Origin of the sequence: Methylobacterium sp. WL7 (assembly GCF_008040085.1) — a bacterium.
Classification (GTDB): domain Bacteria; phylum Pseudomonadota; class Alphaproteobacteria; order Rhizobiales; family Beijerinckiaceae; genus Methylobacterium; species Methylobacterium mesophilicum.
This window is the reverse complement of the sequence record NZ_VRVG01000010.1, coordinates 23,890-38,725: the sequence shown is the minus strand read 5'-3', so window position 1 is coordinate 38,725 and position 14,836 is coordinate 23,890. Positions and strand designations below refer to the sequence as shown.

Sequence of the window (14,836 nt, the reverse complement as noted above, 5' to 3'; positions counted from 1 at the left end):
TCGCTACCGGGCCCCGAGCACCGGCAGCCACAGTGCCAGGGCCGCCAGGGTGACCAAGAGGACCGGCGGCGTGATGACCAAGCCGACCCGCATGTACTGGCCCCAGGTGATGCGCTGGCCTTTGGTGTCGAGGACGTGGAGCCAGAGCAAGGTCGCCAGACTGCCGATGGGGGTGAACTTCGGGCCGAGGTCGCAGCCGATGACGTTGGCGTAGACCATGAGTTCGCGCATCAGCGACGACAGGTCCGGGGCCTGCTGGATCGACAGCGCACCCACCAGCACGCTCGGCATGTTGTTCATCACCGAGGACAGGATCGCGGCGGCGACACCCGTGCCGATGGTGGCCACGAACGGTCCGTGACCCGAGAGCCAGGTCAGCCCCTGAGCCAGGTAATCGGTCAGGCCGGCGTTCTTCAGCCCGTAGACGACGAGGTACATGCCGAGGCTGAACAGCACGATCTGCCAGGGGGCGCCGGCGAGGACCTTGCGGATGGGGATGACGCGGCTGCGGTTGGCCAGCGCCAGGAGGACGAGCGCACCGGCACAGGTGACCACCGAGACCGGCACGCCGAACGGGGCCGTCACGAAGTAGGCGATCAGCAGCAGGCCGAGGAGCGGGAAGGCCGCCTTGAAGACGAGCGTATCCTTGATCGCGTGCCGCGGCGCTTCGAGCTCGGCCACCGGGTACGTGGCCGGCAGGTCGCGCCGGTAGAACAGCCACAGCACCACCAGGGTCGCGGCAAGCGACACGAGGTTCACCGGCACCATCACGGCGGCGTAGCGGCTGAACGAGATGTCGAAGAAGTTGGCCGAGACGATGTTGACGAGGTTGGAAATCACCAGCGGCAGACTGGTCGAATCCGCGACGAACCCGCAAGCCACGATGAAGGCCAGGGCGGCCGCCGGCTTGAAGTTCAGCCGGAGCAGGATCGCGAGGACGATGGGTGTGAGCAGCAGGGCCGCTCCGTCGTTGGCGAACACCGCCGCGATGGCCGCCCCCAGCAGGATCACCAGCGGGAACAGCAGGCGCCCCCGACCCCCGCCCCAGCGGGCGATATGGAGCGCCGCCCAGTGGAAGAAGCCGGCCTCGTCCAGAAGCAGCGAGATGATGATGAGGGCGACGAAGGTGAAGGTGGCATCCCAGACGATATGCCAGACCACCGGGATGTCACCGGGGTGAATGACCCCGGTGGCGAGAGCGACGGCGGCCCCGATCAGGGCGCTCCATCCGATCCCAAAACCCTTCGGCTGCCAGATGACGAAGACGAGGGTGACCACGAAGATGGTGAGGGCGAGCATCGGGACCGTTTCTTGTTCTTGGAAGCTCGGGACGGTTCAGGCGGTGGCGACGCGGTGCCCGTGCTCGTCGACGACGCGCTCGCCGTCCTCCTTGACGAACTCACCCTGCTGGGCCGGCAGGAGGTCGAGGACCGCCTCGGAGGGACGGCACAGGGCTACGCCTCTCGGGCTCACCACCAAGGGGCGGTTCAGCAGGATCGGGTGAGCCTCGATGGCATCGAGAAGCCGGTCGTCGGTAAGCGCCGCGTCGCCCAGGCCGAGCTCGGCATAGGGCGTACCCTTGTCCCGCAGGAGGTCGCGCACGGTGATGCCGGCGCGCTCCGCGAGTTGGCGGACCAGGATGCGGTTCGGCGGCGTCTTGAGGTACTCGATCACATGCGGCTCGATGCCGGCGTTGCGGATCAGGGCCAGGGTATTGCGGGACGTGCCGCAATCCGGGTTGTGATAGATCACGACGTCCATCACGCGACCTCCGGCCGGGGCGAGGTGGCGCCGGCCTGCTGGCCGATCTCGCGGACTTGGGCGGACAGGGCGACCTGGTCGAGGCTGGAGATGGGCAATGCGACGAAGGCCGAGATCCGGTTCTTGAGGTAGCGCTGTGCGGTGACGAAGGCGGTCTTCCGCTCCAGGTCGGTGCCCTCTACCGCGGCGGGATCCTCGATGCCCCAGTGCGCCGTCACGGGTTGGCCCGGCCAGTACGGGCAGGCCTCGCCCGCGGCGTTGTCACAGACGGTGAACACGAAATCCATGACCGGCGCGTCCGGGCCAGCGAACTCGTCCCAGGTCTTCGAGCGCAAACCCTCGGTGGGATACTCGGTCTCGCGTAGGACCTGCACGGCCATCGGGTTCACGTCGGGCTTCGGCTGGCTCCCGGCGGAGAAGGCCCGGAAGCGGCCCTTGCCATCCTTGTTGAGCATCGATTCCGCGAGGATCGAGCGGGCCGAGTTGCCGGTGCAGAGGAACAGGACGTTGAAGACGTGGTCAGGCATGGGGTGTGTCTCCCGTGGGAAGGCAGCAGGCGGCCAGGGCCGCGACGGCGGGGGCGCAGACCTCGGGGCGGCCCTGGCAGCAATCGCGCATCAGGAACTGGATGAGCTCGGACAGGTCCGGGTAGGCGGCGCTGTAGATGATCGACCGGCCCTCGCGGCGGGAGGTGACGAGGCCGGCGTGGCTCAGTTCCTTGAGGTGGAACGATAGGTTGGTGCCCGAAACGCCGACCGCCTCGGCCAGCATGCCGGCCGCCATCCCGTCCGGCCCGGCGGTGACGAGCTGGCGCACGATGCGCAGGCGATGCTCCTGGCCGAGGGCCGCGAAGGCGGCGACGGCTTGCCGTTCGTCGATCATGATGTCAATATCTCAACCATCGTTGAAACGTAGAGGAACGAGACGTCTTGGACAAGCCCCGACAGCCCTTCGCCGACAGCCTGCCGAACCTGAGCGAGGGGCACTTCGTGGTCCCGACCGACTCCGACCTGGAGGTGACGACGCCGTTCACCCATGCCCCGCGCTTCCTGATCCTGTACGGATCGCTCCGGGAGCGCTCGTTCAGCCGCTTCCTTGCCTACGAGGCGGCACGCCTGCTGGAGGCGATGGGCGGCGAGGTGCGGATCTACGACGCGCACGGCCTGCCGTTGCCGGACGACGCCACGGCCGATCACCCGAAGGTCCAGGAACTCCGGAACCTCTCGATCTGGTCGGAGGGGCACGTCTGGGTCAGCCCCGAACGCCACGGCGCCATGACCGGCGTGATCAAGAGCCAGATCGACTGGCTCCCCCTGTCGGAAGGGTCGGTGCGCCCGACCCAGGGGCGGACGCTCGCGGTGATGCAGGTCTCGGGCGGGTCGCAGTCGTTCAATGCCGTCAACGGGCTGCGCGTCCTGGGGCGCTGGATGCGGATGATCACCATCCCGAACCAGTCGTCCGTGCCGATGGCCTACAAGGAGTTCGACGAGGCCGGCCGGATGAAGCCGGGTCCGCTCTACGATCGGGTGGTCGACGTCTGCGAGGAACTGTTCAAGTTCACGCTCCTGACCCGCGAGCGCTCCGACCATCTCGTCGACCGCTATTCCGAGCGGAAGGAGCGCGAGCCGGAGCGCTTGAAGGCCGTCACCGTCGACATAGGGTTCGTAAAGCGTTGAGTGCAGACGGGATCTAGAGCCACCGCGTGATGGCGTCGTAGGCCTGGTCGCCTTGTTGCTCGCATGTGGGGGATACGCGATCCCGGCCGGAGAACGACTTCATGAACACGATCCCCCACATGAAGGGGCAGGATCGCCCATCATCGCGATGGCGGCGGCAGGCATCGGAGGTCAGTTCGGGAAGAATCCCAACCTATCGCCTTCGCCATCCTCGCCTGCGAATATCGTTATCCTCGCGCTGGGGCCGAGGTCGATGGGCGGCGCGTCGTTCTCGATTATGACGTACTGAACGTCACCGCTGGTCCGGAGCAGGTACTCGTAGAAATGGTGCTTGAGCCTGGTATGGCCGACGAGCTCCTCGTCCGCGTCCAAGGGCCCATGCCTCGACTTATGGCCGTCGCGGTAGCTCAGAAGCGGGCTGTCGAGCGCTATGATGCCGGGGTGCGGCAGGCCGTGACGGCGGCAGAAGACGAACACGCCGATCTTGAACGCGCTGTGCATCAAGGCGCGGACGCCCTTGCCGTTCCCCCGGCGGCTGTCGCCGTTCAGCGTGATGTCATGGGTCTTGGTGTCGAAGGATACCCGCGGTGGTCCCGGATATCGCCAGGCATGCAGGATGGCCTGGACGTCCTGGGCGAACTCGTCGCCGATCGACCCGCTGACACCCGCCACGACGCTCCCGCGAGGCAGGCTGGTCGGCTTGAACGCCGCGATCTCGCGCTTGCGCGCCTCCAGATCCTCGATCCGACGCATGACCGACAGGCCGCGACGCACGTGCTCCCTTGCCTGATCCAGGCGCTCGTAGTTCGCCCGGATCGAGCTCTCCAGCGGTAGCTCTGACCGGATCGAGGCCTCTATCCCCTCGATCTCGCGGGTCAGTGCCATGATGGAGCCGTCGAGGTCGTCCCGCTTGCCGAGGAGTGCGACGATGGTCCGCTTGAGGTCGGCCTGCTCCAAGCGGATCTTCCGGACCTCGGCCTCGACGGCGGCATGGGTCTGCTCGATCTCGCCCATGCCGTGGCTGTGGCGCTGATGCTCCGGGTCCGCGCCACAATGCGGGCATGGGCGGCGCGCACCGGCCAGCAAGGCCGCCCCGCCTTCCGCCAGTGAGTCGAGGCGAGCGACGTCGTTCTCGTACACCGCGGCGAGGAGGTCGAAGCGTCCGAGCGTCAGCACGATTTCGGAGCGGCCATCCTCCTGGGAGGCAAGCTTTTCGAGGGTGGCCCGGCGGTCGGCCCGAAGGTCGTCCAACCGTGTCTGCCGTTCGGCGGCTTCGTCCCCGACGGATTCCATGGCCTCGTCTAGGCGGTCTTCCTGATCCGCCAACCCGGCGCCGTCCGGCCAGTTTTGCCGAAGTTCCTCCTGCGCCGCTGCGAGGAGTTCCCCGATCAGCTCCAGCTTGCCTGCGTTCCCCGTTTTTTGTGTTTCGGGGCTTTCCATGACCACGGTGGCCGAGCCATCGATCCCAGTCAGGAGGAACTTGAAGACGTTCTTGTTGAAGGTCTCGGTCGCACGCGGATCGATCTGGGTCGGGCTCCAGGGAGCCATCATGCTCGTCTCGTCCGTAAGGACGTAGGGCGCGACATGGCGGAACGTGAACGTGGCCTTGTCGCCGTTCAGCGTCCGGTCGATCTGATGGTGCCCGATGCCGAGTTCGCCGAGGAGGAGCCCCGACACGTTGGGGCGCTTCGCCTTGTGGTCCGCCGAGAGAGCCTGGCCGGGCCCTCCCGGTGACAGTGGGTCCACTTCGCCCTCGTAGAGTTGGAAGTTCCCGCCGGCCACCGCCCGGGCGAGCGTGACACGGCCGGCCCCGGGCAGGTCGAGGCACAGCCAGACGCGCTCGTAACCCCGGAGCATCTTGATTTCGGGCAGGGGCGATTTACCGCCCATCATGAAGTCGAGGGCCGCGAGGATGAACGACTTGCCGCCGTTGGAGGCACCCCACACCAGGTTGATGCCATCCACGAAGTCGAGGCCCGAGACGGGGACGTCCGGACCGGTGAAGGCCAGCCTGCGGAGGTGGAAACGGGGCGCGGGCATGTTCAGGCCTGCCGCACCGGGCTCTCGGTCACGCCGAACGCGTCGGTCCACTCACCGATCCGCTGGCGCAGGCGCTCCTTGAAGCCGGCCTTCGTATGCCGTCCGACCTCGTCGCGGATCCAGGACGCACAGAGCTTCAGGTGCTCCGAGTAGGGTGTTTCGAGCAGTTCGATGTAGGCCGCGGCCTCGTCGGTGGCCCGATAGGAAATCCCGTCCGCATCGTGGGCCTCGACGACAAGGTGACAGCCCTGCATCAGCTGGAGGCTCCGCTCGACCAGCCGTCGCCTGACAAGCAGTTCCCCCTTCCGGGCGGGAAGCTCGGTGTGGAGGCTCGGGGGCCCGCCATGATCCTGGGTGTGGACGACGACATGGTCGAACAGGATCATCTCGGGAAGGTCGGCCGTCACCGGACGCAGGTGCTCAAGCACGATCACCGCACGGATGCCCGCCTCCAGGGGCGAGTTGTAGAGCCGGCCGAAGGTGTCGAGGCTCATGGCATCCACTTCATCGTTCCCTCGTTCGCGAGGTGATGGCACACCCCCTGCCGGACCGGTACCCGGACGAGCGTTCCCCCGATGGCGGTCGCCATGATCGAGGCGTGGTCCATCACGGCGCAGAGTCGGTCGAACCCGGTCGCATGTCCCCGCCGATGGATGCCGATCACGCCAAGGTAGACGTCCTTCTGGAAAGCCGCGAGCGCGAGGGCATCGGTGTTGTCCCGGTGGAACCGCTTGAAGACGGAGGCCTCGAAGAACCGCGTACGATGCTCGCCGAGGTCGGGGCCGTACTCGTCGTCAGCGAGGATCGCGTCGACCGTCGTGAACGCGGTGCCCCGCGCATCGCCGTAGACCCTGCGGAGCTGGTCGAGGTACTCGATCTCCTCGGCTTGCAGGGCGGCGGGCGCCTCGCCTGCCGGGGCTTCGCCCGGTGGTACCTTCAGCACGCGGCCGAGGGCGGGTCCCGCGGCGGGATGCTTCACGATGTCGGTCGCGGAGAGGTAGGAGACCTGCCCGAAGTCGTAGGCCTCGATGAGGGACCTGAGCCTTGGCGTCAGCGGGGTCGGTTCGCCGCCCCGAGCCGTGATGCCGGTCTTGCAGTGGGTATCCCACTTTGCCAGGAGTTCGGCTTTCAGCGTCGATGGATTGAGGATCAGGTCGCGCAGGGGACCCGTAATGCCGCGGGGGGCGACGTAGACATACCGCGTGGGCAGAGTCAGGTAGGCGCCGCCCCCGGCGTGGTGGTGGAAGACCTTTCCGAGCTCGACGAGCGCCTCCCCCGAGCCGAGGGCGCTGCCATAGGTCTTCCGCTTGCATTGGTAGAGGTGCCACGGCCCCTCGTGCTTCGCGTCGGTCAGGAAGCCGACGACGTCGCGCCCCTTGTCGTTGGCCTGCCCCATTCGATGGATGGCCACGTACGCCTCTCCGATACGGTCGGCGAAGAGCTCGATGAACTCCTCCAGCCGATCGTCGTCGAGTTCCTTGAGGCGAATGGCGAGGCTGGTCACGATCCTGGTCCGGGAGGGGAGCCCGGCTACGCGGACAACCTACGATGCGGATACAGTAAGGCCCGAAGCGGGACGGGACCACAACCGGGACGGGGCTAGGGGGCATTGGAAACCGGTCGGCCGGTGGCGATCTGCTGGCGGGCGATCGTCCCGTGGACCGTCGGCCTGGAGACGGGGAAGACCTCGGCCAGGTCCCCGATCGCGTATTCCCCGGTGTCGTGCATCCGTCGCAGCTCTTTCTGCAGCTTGGCGGTGAACTTGGGCTTCTTGCCGCGTAGCCTGCCCCGGGACTGCGCGATCGCCGTTCCCTCGCGGGTGCGCAAACGGGTCAGGTCGCTCACACACTCGGCGAAGAAGGCGAGGATGTCGAAGAACATCCTCGCCATCGGGTCCGCCGGATTGCGATGTCGACGGTGAGCTCGACGCCGTCGAGGCCACGTCCGGTCCAGCGTTCGCCTGCTCTAGCCATGGACGGGAGGTTGGCACGGGGGGCGTGTCCCGGGCAGCGTCACGCCGAGCCCTGAAACACGGAGGCCCTCCGCGGACGGATCCGGGAGGGCCTGCCACGTGTGATGCACGTACCCGCGCTAGGGTGTGGAAATTCTAGGACGACACCCCGCGTCGCACAAGGGCCGAGGTCACCACCCCTGAGAAATGCGCTTGTATTCCGCAGGTGTCAGCGGGAGCGCCGTGGGGGCCGTGGGGCGCGTGATGGGGGTACGGGCCGGGAACCTCCGTGCACGGTCCACGGTGGCCTTGGACGCGTCCCGGAGACGCCGACGTGCCTTCTCCGCCCTGCGCTCGTCGAGGAACCCGGCAGGGATGTCCGCGTCCGCTCCGTGGATCGAGATCGCGCTCCAGCCATGAAGAGCGTTCTCGCTCTTGAACACCACCGTGCCGGTGTCGGGTCCGAAGTCGTAGGTCCACGAGATGGCGCTGTTCCGGGTGATCCTGGGACGGTCGTACAGGACCGCGGCGGGCTCGGAAGGGGTCAGGGCGGGGGCAGGAGTTGCCAGAGGCCCGATATCACGTGACGGAACGTGCACCCCCCCCGCGTTGGAATCCGTGACGGTTTCGGAGGTCGCCACGACCGCCTCGACCACGGCTTCGGTAGCCTCGCGCATCGCCTTCCGCATCGACGTCTCGCCACGACCCGGGATGGCGGTGCAGATCTGCGCCATGGTCTTGCCCTCGGCCTTCAGCGCGTTCGCCCTGCGACCGTCTGCGAGCCTCGACGCGACCTGGTCGACGCGCTTCGTGCAGCCGTCGCGCTCGCGCTTGTCGGCCTGTCGCTCAGCGTCCGTGCGGTCGACCGAGCCGCCCGGGACGAGGACCGACATGCCCTCGCCCTCGGCGTCAGTGATGGACAGGTCGTTGACCATGCGGTCCGCGCTGTAGTGGTAGAGCGGCGAGCAGGGCTTGCCCGCGTACTCGTCCTGCTCGCCGGCCGCATGCCTCTGCGCTCGCTCGTCGAGCGTCCCGAGGCACGACAGGGCATCGCTCTCCGTCAGGCCGACCATCGCACCGAGCTCGGCCGCCCACTCGGTCTTGTCTCCCCCGTACGCGTGCGCGCGGGCGTTCGCGGTTAGGAAGACCCAGAGGTGGCGCGTCTTCGGGAACACGCCGCCCCGGATCTCGCACAGGCGCTGCAGGTCCGCCGCGATCCTCGCCCATCGGCTGACCGGGACGCGACGCTTCTTGGCTGCGTAGGCCGCCGCGGCCTCGGGGTTGTCCAGGCGCCATGCCGCCCGCTCGTCGAGGATCGCCTTGAGCTCGTGGCGCGTGAGGGGCAGGATCGCATCTGACAGGGTGTTGAACTCGTGGCGCTGAATGTCCTCAATTGAGGACGGCCACGCCATCCGGCACACGGCGCCGTTCTTGCTGTTTACGCTCCCCCACAGCCTCAGGACGCGCGCGGCGTCCCGGGCGCCACGGTCGAGGCCGAGGTCGCGTGCCAGCTGCCACAGGGGGAGCATGCGCGCCTCATGGCGATCGCGCACGGCATCGCGCCGGCGACGGACGGGGCACGTGCCGTCGGGGCGGAGGACCGGGCCGTACAGCGCGTTCATCGCCTTGGCGACCTTGCGCTGCGCCGAGGCCTGAAGCCGGTCGCAGACCCAGACCGCATGGACGCCGTTGCCGCTCGCGGTGAAGAACGACGGGAAGGGAATCCCGCAGGCCTCAAAGGCCGCCAGCAGCATGTAGACGACCGCCTCCTCGTCCAGGTGCGCGTAGGGCAAGGGCACCTTCGCCTTGGGATCGCGGTAGTCGCAGTCCATCCACAGGTGGCCGACGCGGTGCACGGCGGCGGAGAGACGCTGGAAGCGGAAGCTGTTCATGCCGACGAACTCGGCGTCGACGAGGGCCTGGCTGTCGGCGGCGCGGGCCTGCCAGACCAAGGTATCCATCCACCCGGCCTTGAGCTCGGGCGCTTCGCGCGAGAGGCAGACCTGGCCGCCGCCGGATGTGCCGTGGAGCAGTTTCAGGTGGACGCGCTTCATGGCCATCCGCGACGAGGCGGACAGGGCATGGGCGGCGGCGGGAACGGGGCTGGTCGAAGCGGTCATCGGGCCTAGCGCAGTGGAGCGCGCGGGGCATCACGACCGCACGCACACGAAGGCTAGCCCCGGGTCCAGCATCTCCAAAAGCCAACCGCACACCGAGGCCGATGACCCGGTTTCAGGTCAAATCCACCACCTCAGGTGGATCCAATGAAAAACGATTTCCAGCCATAACCGCCCATGAGGCATGTCGCGCGCTACCCACCCAGCCGAGCGACAGGATCGTGGGCGATCATGGCTGGAAACGATCCACAGCCCCTGTGGGGGTTCGGCCGGCTATCGGTGCCGGCAGTGCGACGGCCGTTTCCTATGCGGCAGGGGTGCGACATCGGACGTGTCTGGACGACGCAAACCTGCGGGCCGTCTCACTTGAGGTTGTGCGAGCCGATCCGCATGGGCGGGCCATGGGGCTTCATGGGAGTGAACGCATGGGTCATGGGGCCGGCATGGGCCGAGGGGGTCTAGCCATGCGCTGACGGTCTGGTTGTGGAGGGGCTGCGCTGGCGCCTTGACGCCCTGTTCGGCCAACGGCGGCGCGAATCGATCGACGCGTTCGGTTCCCTCGCGGCGGGACCGCCGGCACCACGACCTAGGCCTCGGGCCCTAGCCGAATACCCGCCGCGGCGGGAGGCTGGTGGGCATGACGCACATCACGCCTCACGGCCCCCGCGCCCACGCCACTGACCATGCGGGACGCCGGTACGCCGAGCGGTTCCTCGGCGAGACCGTCGACGAGGCTGTGACCGACGACCGAGCCGCCGTCCGCCTGCTCAAGGCCCGCGGCGTCGACACCGCCCGGATCCGGGCCCGCATCGCCGACGTCGGCGGCGTCATCATGTCGACCGGCCGGACGAGCGGCGACTGCATCGCCTTCCCCGAGGCCCTGCGCTTCCGCCTCGTCGAGGGGAAGGTCGTCACCGTCCTCGCCCGGGCCGCCAAGCTCAAGCCGGCCGGCCCCGCATCGCCGGTGCCGCCCCGGGCCCGCTGCGTCCTCGACACGGAGCACGCATCGTGACCGAGCGCCCCTTCACCTTCGAGGCATGCCCGGACGCCGAGGCATGCCGATCCGGGATCCGGCCGCTTCTCGCGCCGGGGATGACCTGGAGCGAGATCCACTGCGGCCGCTGCGGGCAGGCCGGCATCGTCGTCCATGCCGACCTCGACCCCGTGACCGCCCCGGCCATCGAGGCCGCCCCGGCGCCGGAGCCGGCTCCCGAGCACGAGGCTGACCAGGCCGACGAGCCCGCCCGCAAGGGGGGCAGGTCGTGACGCTGCAGCAGACGCCGCCACCGCACCGGCACGTCAACCGCGAGCTCGAATGGGCCTGCGCCATCGTCCTGCTCGCGTGGGGCGCGGCGCTGCTCATGCCCGGCGCCACGTTCTCGCTTCCCACGTTCGCCGGGTTCTCCTCCCTCGCGACCGAGACGACCTGGGGGATGGGCACGGTGTTCATCGCCGGCCTCCGGATGCTCGCCCTTATCATCAACGGCAACTGGCATCCCTCGCCGATGCTGAGGATGGGCACGGCGTTCTGCGGGGCGCTGTTCTGGGCCTTCATGTCCTACGCCTGTTCACACGACGGCTTCCCCGGCAGCAGCCCATGGGAATTCACGTTCGCCGCCCTGTGCGGGCTCGACATCTTCTCCGGCCTTCGCTCCGCCCGTGACCAGGCCCGCAACGATCGCCGCGCCTCCATTGCCCGGAGGGGCGCCTGATGTTCGGTGAAATGTTCACCACGCTCGCCGCCATCCCGGGCGACGCGCTCAAGGCGATCGGCGGCATCGCCGGCACCGCCGCAGCCGCCGGGACCGTCTACCTCTGGAACAGGCTCCGGGCGCCCCGCCATCCGACCGAGGCCCCGACCTCCCGCATCTCGCTCTCCCCCGAGGACCGCGACCTCGGGTTCACGATCGTCCGGACCGGCACGGATCTCACGAGGGCCCTGCACGACCACGGCGAGCTCCTGCGCGGCTTCGGCGGTGGATCGTCCCCGCCTCCCGCTCCACCGACCCGCCGCATCCGGAGATCCACGCCGTGAGAAAGCCCAAGCCGATCCCGAACGTGAAGGCCGTCGTCCGGCATTCCTGGTCGTTCCAGCTGAACGCGCTAGCGACCGTCGCCTCGGCGGTGGCCATCGGCATGTCGGTCCTCGCCGGAGCTCCGCCGGTCAACCCGATGTGGTTCGCGGTCGGCTACGGCCTGGTGAACCTCGTAGCCACCGGGGCGCGTCTCATCGCGCAGCCCGAGGTATCCGGGGGCGAGGCATGATGTTCGCCTGGCTCACCCGCAAGCCGGCGGTCGCTGGCGTCCCGGCATCCGCCGCCGCCGCGCCCCGGACGACGGGCCCGAAGCTCGGGTCCCGGCTCAAGCGTTCCGCCGCGGCGGCCGCCCTGTGCACCGGCCTGGTCGGCGGGTTCGAGGGCCTCCGCAGCACGGCCTACCCGGACCCGGCGACGGGCCGTGAGCCGTGGACCGCATGCTTCGGCGAGACCGACGGCATCAAGCGCGGCGACACGTTCACCGTCGCCGAGTGCAAGGCGATGCTGGCCGCCAGCTTGGAGAAGTACGCCGTCAAGCTAGAGGCCTGCATCAGCCGGCCGATGGCCGACGAGACGTACTCGGCCTTCCTGAGCCTTAGCTACAACATCGGCTCCGGCGGCTTCTGCAAGTCGTCCGTCGCCAGGCTCTGGAACGCCGGCGAGAGCCGCGCCGCCTGCGACGCGATGCTCAAGTTCAACCGCGCCGCGGGCGCCGTGATGCCGGGACTGACCCGGCGCCGGACGCAGGAGCGGGCGCTTTGCCTGAAGAGAATCTGAGCATGTCGACCGTCGAAATCCTCTGCATCGCGCTGCTCGCGTTCTCCGCCTTCTGCGCCCTCGTCCAGGCCGTGAAGGAGGTCCTTCTCTCCAAGGCGCAGCGCCCGGCCTGCCCCTGCCGCGACCTCCACTCCCTGACCCTGACGCCCGGGGCGGCCTTCGAGCTCGCGCCCGGGACGGTGATCCCGCCGATGTCGACATCCCTGCGTGACCTGGTGCTCGTCGACGTCGGTGATGACGGATCCGTCGAGCACGGCCTCGGACTGAACTGCAGTCTCACGAACCGGCCCACGACGCTCGGGTGGCTCATCGACGACCACGACGAATGCCGGACCAAGCTCGCTGAGCTCATGGCCTTCGTGACCGGCGGCGTCCTGAGCAAGCCCGGCAACTGCATCGGCGACGTCATCGGTTTCGCACGCGCGGCGGAGCTCAACCGATTGGTCGAGGATCATCCCGACCTGGTGAACTCGAAGCCGTTCGTGGGCATGCTCAAGAAGGAGCTCGGGGACGCGGAGGCGAGCAGCCTTATCGCGCATGCGGACATGGTGGCCGCCCGTCGAGCCGGGAAGGCAAATTTCCAGGTCGCTCACTGATGCTCGACCTAGCGCTCGCCCTTGTCTGGACGCCGATCGGCATCGCGGCCCTGGCCGCGCTGGCAGCCGCCGTCGCCGCCTTCGTCTACCTGCCGAGGCTCGGCGTCCCGTTCCTGGCGCTCGCCGTCGTGCTCGCCGGGGCGGCCTACGTCAGCCGGATCCAGGACGACCTCGGCGCCGCCCGGCGCGAGCGCGACGAGGCCAAGGCCGACGCCGCCGGCAAGGCCCGGGCGATCGAGGCGTTGGAGAGCGTGTCCCGGAACGGGGACAAGCGGGCCCGCGCCGCCCGCGAGACCCATCGACGGATCCAGGCCGCGCCGGCCTCCGACGACGCGCCCGTCGCCCCGGTCCTGCGCCAGGTCCTGGAGGGCGGCCGATGATCCGGGTCGCCATCCTCTCCGCGTTGGCACTCTCCCTCGCCGGGTGCCAAACCGCTTCCCGGCCGACCGTGCCGGCCTCCCTGCTGACCTGTTCGGGCGAGCCCGCCTGGCGCAAGGGCGGCACCCAGCGCGACGTCGCCGCGTACATCACCGACCTCCGCGACGCCCGGGCCGATTGCGCCGATCGGCTCGATGCCGTCGGCCGGATCGTGGCGCCGAAGCCATGATGCCAGTCGCCCTCCTCGCGCTCGCCTGCCACGCGCAGCCGGCCCTGCCGACCCCGGCGACCGACGGCATCGTCGCCGTCCTCCGGGGCGAGGCCGTCCCTCCGGCGCCGGCCCGGGCCGACGTCGCCGCCGCCATCGTGGCGGCCGCCCCGCTGCGCCACAGAGTCCCGCGGAGTGCACGATGACCCGCCTCGCCGCCCTCGCCCTCGCCGCCGCCCTGCTGCCGATGCCGGCCTCGGCCGGCTGCCGGACCGCACCCGAGATCGTCACCAGCCTGAAGGCGGTCTACCCGACCACGGCCTTCGTGGCCGAGATCCCTGCGTCGCTGGTCCCGACGATCCTGGCGTGGCTCGAATCCGAGGGCTTGCCGCACAGGGCGGATCGGATCGTCCAAGTCGTCGGCGACCGCGGGCTCGGCCTCGTCCTGGTGGCGGGTGACGTGGACTGGGACTGCGACGGCACGGTCGGCGTGGAGCTTATCGGGTCCAAGGCCACCGAGCTCGTGGCCCTGGTTCGCCGGTACCGAGAACTGCGTGGCTGGGGTCCGGAGCTCGGCGCATGACCGGCCGGGATCCCATCGCCGCCGCCGTCATCGAGGCCGCCCGTCGGCTCGTGGCCAACCGCCGCTGGGCGCAGGAACTCCCGCCGGAGCGGCCGCTGCCCGACGCGCTGCACGCCGCGCTGGAATCGGCGATCCAGGCCCTCGATGCCGCCGAGGCCACGTCGTGACCGTCCAGGAGAGAGACCACCGCGACGCCCGCCTGTTCGCCGCGGACGCCCTGAGGGAGGCGCGGTCCGTCATGGTGTCCGAGCCGCCGCCCGGCGTCTACTTCATGTCGGTGTTCACGGTGCTGGCCGTCGGGGCGATGTTCCCGGACCTTCTCGCCGAGCCGGTCGATGCCGACGACTGAGACGTCGCCGAGGCCGGCCTAGCGTTCTAGGATCACACCGATGCGTGTCGATGTCGTGTCCTCGTCGTCGGGCACGAATCGTATACCCTCCCCGATGAGGTAGCCCATCACCGCAAACTTCGTCGCCTGGATCTGCTGCGTCTGCGCATCCCCCTTCTCCATGGTGATGAGCGTCCGGACGGACACCCTGGAGCGCTTGGCGAGCTCCTCCTGGGAGATCCCGAGCAGGGAGCGGGCAGCGCGGATCTGGGAGCCTGTGGGGAGCATGTCGCGATACTAGCTGCGCTGCAGTCAATCTGCAAGCTTGCAGATATCCTGCGCGTGAGGTATTAACGTTTCGCCACCGCCTGGTGGCGCCCCCGTC

Annotated in this window: 24 protein-coding genes; 14 read left to right on the top strand and 10 right to left on the bottom strand. The window is 68.9% G+C overall.

Going from position 1 to position 14,836, the window contains the following annotated elements; translation table 11 throughout:
• Positions 1-3: 3 nt before the first annotated feature.
• The 4 genes from FV233_RS04925 to FV233_RS04910 are packed head-to-tail and all read right to left on the bottom strand — an operon-like array spanning position 4 to position 2,643.
• Positions 4-1,299: an arsenic transporter gene (locus FV233_RS04925; RefSeq protein WP_147896794.1), complete on the bottom strand. Its 1,296-nt coding sequence runs from the start codon at positions 1,297-1,299 to the stop codon at positions 4-6.
• 36 nt (positions 1,300-1,335) lie between these two features.
• Complete coding sequence (gene arsC, locus FV233_RS04920) at positions 1,336-1,761, bottom strand: arsenate reductase (glutaredoxin) (protein ID WP_147896793.1); 426 nt, start codon at positions 1,759-1,761, stop codon at positions 1,336-1,338.
• Positions 1,761-2,288 carry an arsenate reductase ArsC gene (locus FV233_RS04915; RefSeq protein WP_147896792.1) on the bottom strand — a complete coding sequence of 176 codons (528 nt, stop codon included), beginning with the start codon at positions 2,286-2,288 and terminating at the stop codon, positions 1,761-1,763. Before FV233_RS04915 ends, arsC begins: the two co-directional genes overlap by 1 nt.
• On the bottom strand, positions 2,281-2,643 hold the full coding sequence (locus tag FV233_RS04910; RefSeq protein WP_147896791.1) for a metalloregulator ArsR/SmtB family transcription factor: 363 nt from the start codon (positions 2,641-2,643) through the stop codon (positions 2,281-2,283). Before FV233_RS04910 ends, FV233_RS04915 begins: the two co-directional genes overlap by 8 nt.
• 47 nt (positions 2,644-2,690) lie before the next feature.
• Between FV233_RS04910 and arsH the strand changes: the two genes are divergently transcribed.
• Positions 2,691-3,437 (top strand): arsenical resistance protein ArsH, encoded by a 747-nt coding sequence (gene arsH / locus FV233_RS04905; RefSeq protein ID WP_147896790.1) that lies wholly within the window; start codon positions 2,691-2,693, stop codon positions 3,435-3,437.
• A gap of 171 nt (positions 3,438-3,608) precedes the next feature.
• On the opposite strand, the gene FV233_RS04900 is transcribed toward arsH, so the two are convergent.
• From FV233_RS04900 to FV233_RS04880, 5 genes are all read right to left on the bottom strand, one after another.
• Positions 3,609-5,402, bottom strand: a complete 1,794-nt coding sequence (locus tag FV233_RS04900; RefSeq protein WP_147896789.1) for a hypothetical protein — start codon at positions 5,400-5,402, stop codon at positions 3,609-3,611.
• A gap of 77 nt (positions 5,403-5,479) precedes the next feature.
• Complete coding sequence (locus FV233_RS04895) at positions 5,480-5,971, bottom strand: ABC-three component system middle component 2 (protein ID WP_147896788.1); 492 nt, start codon at positions 5,969-5,971, stop codon at positions 5,480-5,482.
• Positions 5,968-6,981: an ABC-three component system protein gene (locus FV233_RS04890; protein WP_147896787.1), complete on the bottom strand. Its 1,014-nt coding sequence runs from the start codon at positions 6,979-6,981 to the stop codon at positions 5,968-5,970. Before FV233_RS04890 ends, FV233_RS04895 begins: the two co-directional genes overlap by 4 nt.
• Before the next feature lie 95 nt (positions 6,982-7,076).
• Entirely contained in the window at positions 7,077-7,367 is a 291-nt protein-coding gene (locus tag FV233_RS04885; RefSeq protein WP_147896786.1) for a recombinase family protein, read from the bottom strand.
• Between the two features lie 252 nt (positions 7,368-7,619).
• Positions 7,620-9,482 (bottom strand): hypothetical protein, encoded by a 1,863-nt coding sequence (locus FV233_RS04880; RefSeq protein ID WP_147896785.1) that lies wholly within the window; start codon positions 9,480-9,482, stop codon positions 7,620-7,622.
• 700 nt (positions 9,483-10,182) lie between these two features.
• Here FV233_RS04880 and FV233_RS04875 point away from each other — a divergent pair.
• Genes FV233_RS04875 through FV233_RS04820 form a run of 13 tightly spaced genes read left to right on the top strand, consistent with a single transcriptional unit; the run spans position 10,183 to position 14,472 of the window.
• Entirely contained in the window at positions 10,183-10,557 is a 375-nt protein-coding gene (locus FV233_RS04875) for a hypothetical protein (RefSeq protein ID WP_147896784.1), read from the top strand.
• Positions 10,554-10,811 carry a hypothetical protein gene (locus tag FV233_RS04870; RefSeq protein WP_147896783.1) on the top strand — a complete coding sequence of 86 codons (258 nt, stop codon included), beginning with the start codon at positions 10,554-10,556 and terminating at the stop codon, positions 10,809-10,811. The genes FV233_RS04875 and FV233_RS04870 overlap by 4 nt, the downstream gene beginning before the upstream one ends.
• Positions 10,808-11,257 carry a hypothetical protein gene (locus FV233_RS04865; protein ID WP_147896782.1) on the top strand — a complete coding sequence of 150 codons (450 nt, stop codon included), beginning with the start codon at positions 10,808-10,810 and terminating at the stop codon, positions 11,255-11,257. Before FV233_RS04870 ends, FV233_RS04865 begins: the two co-directional genes overlap by 4 nt.
• Positions 11,257-11,580: a hypothetical protein gene (locus FV233_RS04860; protein ID WP_147896781.1), complete on the top strand. Its 324-nt coding sequence runs from the start codon at positions 11,257-11,259 to the stop codon at positions 11,578-11,580. The genes FV233_RS04865 and FV233_RS04860 overlap by 1 nt, the downstream gene beginning before the upstream one ends.
• Complete coding sequence (locus FV233_RS04855; protein ID WP_147896780.1) at positions 11,577-11,810, top strand: hypothetical protein; 234 nt, start codon at positions 11,577-11,579, stop codon at positions 11,808-11,810. Before FV233_RS04860 ends, FV233_RS04855 begins: the two co-directional genes overlap by 4 nt.
• A complete protein-coding gene (locus tag FV233_RS04850; protein ID WP_246689907.1) occupies positions 11,807-12,358 on the top strand; it encodes a lysozyme in 552 nt (183 codons plus the stop codon). Before FV233_RS04855 ends, FV233_RS04850 begins: the two co-directional genes overlap by 4 nt.
• 2 nt (positions 12,359-12,360) lie before the next feature.
• Entirely contained in the window at positions 12,361-12,954 is a 594-nt protein-coding gene (locus tag FV233_RS04845; RefSeq protein WP_147896778.1) for a hypothetical protein, read from the top strand.
• A complete protein-coding gene (locus FV233_RS04840) occupies positions 12,954-13,334 on the top strand; it encodes a hypothetical protein (RefSeq protein ID WP_147896777.1) in 381 nt (126 codons plus the stop codon). The genes FV233_RS04845 and FV233_RS04840 overlap by 1 nt, the downstream gene beginning before the upstream one ends.
• Positions 13,331-13,561: a hypothetical protein gene (locus tag FV233_RS04835; RefSeq protein WP_147896776.1), complete on the top strand. Its 231-nt coding sequence runs from the start codon at positions 13,331-13,333 to the stop codon at positions 13,559-13,561. The genes FV233_RS04840 and FV233_RS04835 overlap by 4 nt, the downstream gene beginning before the upstream one ends.
• Positions 13,561-13,746 carry a hypothetical protein gene (locus FV233_RS04830; protein WP_147896775.1) on the top strand — a complete coding sequence of 62 codons (186 nt, stop codon included), beginning with the start codon at positions 13,561-13,563 and terminating at the stop codon, positions 13,744-13,746. Before FV233_RS04835 ends, FV233_RS04830 begins: the two co-directional genes overlap by 1 nt.
• A complete protein-coding gene (locus FV233_RS04825) occupies positions 13,743-14,123 on the top strand; it encodes a hypothetical protein (protein WP_147896774.1) in 381 nt (126 codons plus the stop codon). Before FV233_RS04830 ends, FV233_RS04825 begins: the two co-directional genes overlap by 4 nt.
• Positions 14,120-14,290 carry a hypothetical protein gene (locus FV233_RS30160; protein ID WP_187278051.1) on the top strand — a complete coding sequence of 57 codons (171 nt, stop codon included), beginning with the start codon at positions 14,120-14,122 and terminating at the stop codon, positions 14,288-14,290. Before FV233_RS04825 ends, FV233_RS30160 begins: the two co-directional genes overlap by 4 nt.
• On the top strand, positions 14,287-14,472 hold the full coding sequence (locus tag FV233_RS04820; protein ID WP_147896773.1) for a hypothetical protein: 186 nt from the start codon (positions 14,287-14,289) through the stop codon (positions 14,470-14,472). Before FV233_RS30160 ends, FV233_RS04820 begins: the two co-directional genes overlap by 4 nt.
• An 18-nt stretch (positions 14,473-14,490) precedes the next feature.
• On the opposite strand, the gene FV233_RS04815 is transcribed toward FV233_RS04820, so the two are convergent.
• Positions 14,491-14,739: a helix-turn-helix transcriptional regulator gene (locus FV233_RS04815; protein WP_147896772.1), complete on the bottom strand. Its 249-nt coding sequence runs from the start codon at positions 14,737-14,739 to the stop codon at positions 14,491-14,493.
• Between the last annotated feature and the right edge of the window lie 97 nt (positions 14,740-14,836).

Excerpts from the sequence above, each read along its gene's own strand:
- FV233_RS04925 (WP_147896794.1), bottom strand. The coding sequence starts at position 1,299 with ATGCTCGCCCTCACCATCTTCGTGGTCACCCTCGTCTTCGTCATCTGG.
- arsC (WP_147896793.1), bottom strand. The coding sequence starts at position 1,761 with ATGGACGTCGTGATCTATCACAACCCGGATTGCGGCACGTCCCGCAAT.
- FV233_RS04915 (WP_147896792.1), bottom strand. The coding sequence starts at position 2,288 with ATGCCTGACCACGTCTTCAACGTCCTGTTCCTCTGCACCGGCAACTCG.
- FV233_RS04910 (WP_147896791.1), bottom strand. The coding sequence starts at position 2,643 with ATGATCGACGAACGGCAAGCCGTCGCCGCCTTCGCGGCCCTCGGCCAG.
- FV233_RS04895 (WP_147896788.1), bottom strand. The coding sequence starts at position 5,971 with ATGAGCCTCGACACCTTCGGCCGGCTCTACAACTCGCCCCTGGAGGCG.
- FV233_RS04885 (WP_147896786.1), bottom strand. The coding sequence starts at position 7,367 with ATGGCGAGGATGTTCTTCGACATCCTCGCCTTCTTCGCCGAGTGTGTG.
- FV233_RS04880 (WP_147896785.1), bottom strand. The coding sequence starts at position 9,482 with ATGAAGCGCGTCCACCTGAAACTGCTCCACGGCACATCCGGCGGCGGC.
- FV233_RS04875 (WP_147896784.1), top strand. The coding sequence starts at position 10,183 with ATGACGCACATCACGCCTCACGGCCCCCGCGCCCACGCCACTGACCAT.
- FV233_RS04860 (WP_147896781.1), top strand. The coding sequence starts at position 11,257 with ATGTTCGGTGAAATGTTCACCACGCTCGCCGCCATCCCGGGCGACGCG.
- FV233_RS04850 (WP_246689907.1), top strand. The coding sequence starts at position 11,807 with ATGATGTTCGCCTGGCTCACCCGCAAGCCGGCGGTCGCTGGCGTCCCG.
- FV233_RS04845 (WP_147896778.1), top strand. The coding sequence starts at position 12,361 with ATGTCGACCGTCGAAATCCTCTGCATCGCGCTGCTCGCGTTCTCCGCC.
- FV233_RS04840 (WP_147896777.1), top strand. The coding sequence starts at position 12,954 with ATGCTCGACCTAGCGCTCGCCCTTGTCTGGACGCCGATCGGCATCGCG.
- FV233_RS04835 (WP_147896776.1), top strand. The coding sequence starts at position 13,331 with ATGATCCGGGTCGCCATCCTCTCCGCGTTGGCACTCTCCCTCGCCGGG.
- FV233_RS04830 (WP_147896775.1), top strand. The coding sequence starts at position 13,561 with ATGCCAGTCGCCCTCCTCGCGCTCGCCTGCCACGCGCAGCCGGCCCTG.
- FV233_RS04825 (WP_147896774.1), top strand. The coding sequence starts at position 13,743 with ATGACCCGCCTCGCCGCCCTCGCCCTCGCCGCCGCCCTGCTGCCGATG.
- FV233_RS30160 (WP_187278051.1), top strand. The coding sequence starts at position 14,120 with ATGACCGGCCGGGATCCCATCGCCGCCGCCGTCATCGAGGCCGCCCGT.
- FV233_RS04815 (WP_147896772.1), bottom strand. The coding sequence starts at position 14,739 with ATGCTCCCCACAGGCTCCCAGATCCGCGCTGCCCGCTCCCTGCTCGGG.